Genomic DNA, 3,421 nt, shown 5'->3' with positions numbered 1-3,421 from the left:
GAATAGGTGTTCGAAAAGGGTGAGAAATATGCCGAAACTCGGGATGGAAGCGATCCGTCGAAGACAAGTGATGGATGCCGTCATCCACATTTTATCGACCAATGGCTGGCGCGACCTGACAATCCGGGAGGTCAGCGACGTCGCCGGGATTTCGTCTGGCGTCATTACCCATTATTTCAGTAACAAGCGTGCGCTGACATTGGATGCGATCAATGATGCGACGCTGCAGTTTGTCAAAGCGCTGAGCAAGTTCGAACATCGCCGCAGTAATGCGGCAGATCGGATGGTCGCGCTTGTGGACTATGTCAGTCAGCCGTCTCCCGCGGGAATCCCCGAATGGCGGTTCTGGCTGAGCCTTTTCGGGCGGATGCCCTTCGATAGGGTCCTGCAGGCCGAGGTGCAGAAGGTCCACCGGCTCTACGGCGAAATCATCGTTCGCCTGATCGAAGCCGGGGTCGAGGAAGGCGGCTTTCACCCGACACGCGCCCCTGAAGATATCGCGGCAACGTTTATCAGCACGTCGTTTGGGCTTTGCACGCTCATGGTCGCCGATCCGCAAGACATGCCGCCGGCTCGTTGCCGGCGGATGTTGCTCGATGTTCTGGGGCAGGATCTTGGCGTTGCCCTGGAGGAAGCGCCATCGGTCACGGCCAAGGTGCTGAGGGTCCGGGAATGAAAAGCGGGCGCAGGCGGGGCTAGCGCATGCCTAAACCGTCACCCCGAGGAGCATCTATTTGACAATCATCTATCCAGACGACTTCAAGGGCCAGCGCGTCTACAGTCAGGCTCTCATCAATGCTGCGCGCAATCTCATTCCGGTCCTAAGGGAGCGAACGCAGGAAACCGAAAAAAATCGCTGTTTGCCCGAAGAAACACGGCAGGATCTGCGTCGTTCTGGCGTTGCTCGCCTGCTTCAACCGGCCAGTTTCGGTGGCGCCGAAGGCTCGCTGGAACAGCTCGTCGATATATTGATCCCGGTTGCCAGCGGCTGTCCCTCGACATCGTGGTGCTTGGCTCAATACCTGTTTCACAACTACATGATCGCCCACTGGCCCCTCGAGGCGCAAAAGGAAGTCTGGGAAGACCCGACCAATCTTGTCAGCGGCATTCTTGTGCCGCGGCTCGGCAAGGCACGCCAGGTTGAAGGTGGCTACGAGCTGACAGGGCAATGGCCCTTTGTCAGCGGCGTCGAACCCTCCGATTGGTGCATTCTCTCCGGGATGGTGGAGCAGGATGCAGCTCCCGACGAGGAGCGATATTTTCTCGTGCGGAAATCGTCCCTGACCATTCTTGATACATGGGACCCGATCGGCCTGCACGGCTCAGGAAGCCACGACGTCAAGGTCGAAAGCCTTTTCATCCCCGAACACCTCACCCTGTCCATTCAAAGCATGAAGGGCGGGGACTTTCCCGCCAAATCCATCAACCGCGGCGCCGTCTACCGTCCACCGCTCCTCATGATCAGCGGCATCTTGCCGGCTGCCTGCCTGATTGGCATGACGGAAGCGATGTTTGAGAACTTTTTGTTGCAATCACGAGACCGGAAGTCCTTGAGAACCAGCGAGGATACGGTCGGTTTTCCGACGCACCAGATGCGCGTCGGAGAGGTGTCAGCCTCCCTTCAAGCCGCTGAAATGCTTCTTCGGGCAGACTGCAGAGAGATCATGGAACTTGCCGCTGCCGACTGCGCATTTTCCGCGATCGAGCGATCAAACTACCGCTCGAACTCGGCCTATGCGGGACAGCTGGCGCGACGGGCATCAGAGGCCGTATGGGATCTGATCGGAGCGCGTGGCGCCTACGCGACCAACATGATCGCGAGCTATTACCGCGATATCGCCGTTGCGTCCCGCCATACGGCCATCAATTGGGAAGTCAATGCGACCGAGCACGGCCGCGCCCGCCTCCGGTTGCCGTTGACGAACCCCTCGCTTTAACGGTGCAATCCTCGGTCCTGAGTGCGCTGCATAAAAATTAAACTCCTGTAACTCTGCTCAAAAACCTCGCTAATTTAGTAGCGCGTCCTTGACAATTTTTTTTAGATGGGATGTTCTATATAAATCAGATCGCAACGACGGTCGGATTGGGAACGATTGATAGGGGAAGAAAACCGCCAAGGTTCGCCGCCTCTCAACAAACAATATTCTCCGGAGGACTTTATGAGTGACTTGTTCTCACTAGCCAAGATGATGGCCGACGGTCGCATCTCGCGTCGCGGCTTCATGAAAACAGCAGCCGCCTACGGCGCCGCATCTGCAACCCTGGGTTCATCAGCATTTTCTGCCCGCGCGGCAGATGGTCCGCTCGTCGGATTCAGCTTTCCGAGCTTCGACGCATTCCGCTGGCCGCATGACCGCCATTATTTCGAGATGCGGGCAAACGAGCTCGGTCTGCGATATATCATCCAGGGCGCCAACGAGGATGTATCGACGCAGGACTCCCAGATTGACGCCATGCTGTCGCAGGGCATCCAGGCGCTCATCATCATCCCCGTCAATGTTGAAGCCGGGGCGAAGATCGTCGAGCGCGTCAAGAGCGATTCCAACATCCCGATCATTTCCTACAATTACGTGATCCCGTCCGCCRCCATCGATTATTGGGCCGGCCGCGACAATTATCTCGTCGGCGAACTCCAGGCAAAACAAGCCCTAAAGGAGGCCAAGAAGGGCAATTGGGCGATCGTCAGCGGGCCTGAAGGCATCGATGTCGCACGTCAGAAGACCGAGGGCGCCCTTCGCGTCCTGCAGCCCTTTATCGACTCCGGCGAGATCAAGATCGTCTCTCACCAGTGGCACGATAACTGGCGACCAGAATCGGCGCTGAAGCAGATGGAAGACGCTCTGACGGCCAACAACAACGATATCCAAGCCGTTGTCGCCAACGAAGAAGGCCTGGCACTCGGTGCGCTGAAGGCACTGACCGAAGAGGGCCTGAACGGAAAGGTCTGGATCTGCGGCGAAGACGTCTGGCCGGAAGGCGCACGCGCCATCGTCAAGGGCGATATGGCCATGAGCGCCTGGACCGACCTCATCGAGATGGGTCGGGTCGCAGCAGAGGCCGCGCACGCCCTCATCAAGGGCGAAACGCCTGAGAGCAACGACAGCATCGATGTGGGCGGCAAGAAGATACCGGGCATGCGCATTCAGTCGCGCGTCGTCAACAGGGAATCGCTGCCCGAATTCCTCAAACTGACCGATTGGTTGAAGCCGGAAGATATCGGCCTCAAGGGTTAAGGGGAGTGAAAGCGGTGGCTACGTCTGCAGTCCTTGCCTCTTCTGGCAAGCAGAACGGCGCTGGTTTGTTGCAACTCGACGGTATCACCGTCGAGTTCGGCGCGACCCGCGCGCTCAACAATGTCAGCTTCAATGTCTCGGCCGGTGAAGTAGTCGGCCTCATGGGCGCTAACGGTGCCGGCAAAAGC

General features: G+C 58.1%; 4 protein-coding genes. All 4 read left to right on the top strand.

The annotated features are described in order from the left end of the window. Positions 1 to 70 precede the first annotated feature (70 nt). Positions 71 to 676, top strand: coding sequence for a TetR/AcrR family transcriptional regulator (locus AC1D35_RS35135; RefSeq protein WP_162747526.1), 606 nt, complete (start codon positions 71 to 73; stop codon positions 674 to 676). A gap of 58 nt (positions 677 to 734) precedes the next feature. Continuing rightward, a complete protein-coding gene (locus tag AC1D35_RS35130; protein ID WP_113335201.1) occupies positions 735 to 1,937 on the top strand; it encodes an acyl-CoA dehydrogenase family protein in 1,203 nt (400 codons plus the stop codon). A 222-nt stretch (positions 1,938 to 2,159) separates the two neighbouring features. After that, positions 2,160 to 3,233 (top strand): sugar ABC transporter substrate-binding protein, encoded by a 1,074-nt coding sequence (locus AC1D35_RS35125; protein WP_477942532.1) that lies wholly within the window; start codon positions 2,160 to 2,162, stop codon positions 3,231 to 3,233. A gap of 5 nt (positions 3,234 to 3,238) precedes the next feature. Then, the coding region (locus tag AC1D35_RS35120) for an ATP-binding cassette domain-containing protein (RefSeq protein ID WP_477942530.1) at positions 3,239 to 3,421 on the top strand (183 nt) is incomplete at its 3' end.

Source organism: Rhizobium sp. P1_E6, from assembly GCF_056405875.1.
This window is presented reverse-complemented; position numbering and strand designations above follow the sequence as displayed.

Bases quoted from the DNA above. Each gene is read 5' to 3' on its own strand.
- AC1D35_RS35135 (WP_162747526.1), top strand. From the start codon at position 71: ATGGATGCCGTCATCCACATTTTATCGACCAATGGCTGGCGCGACCTG.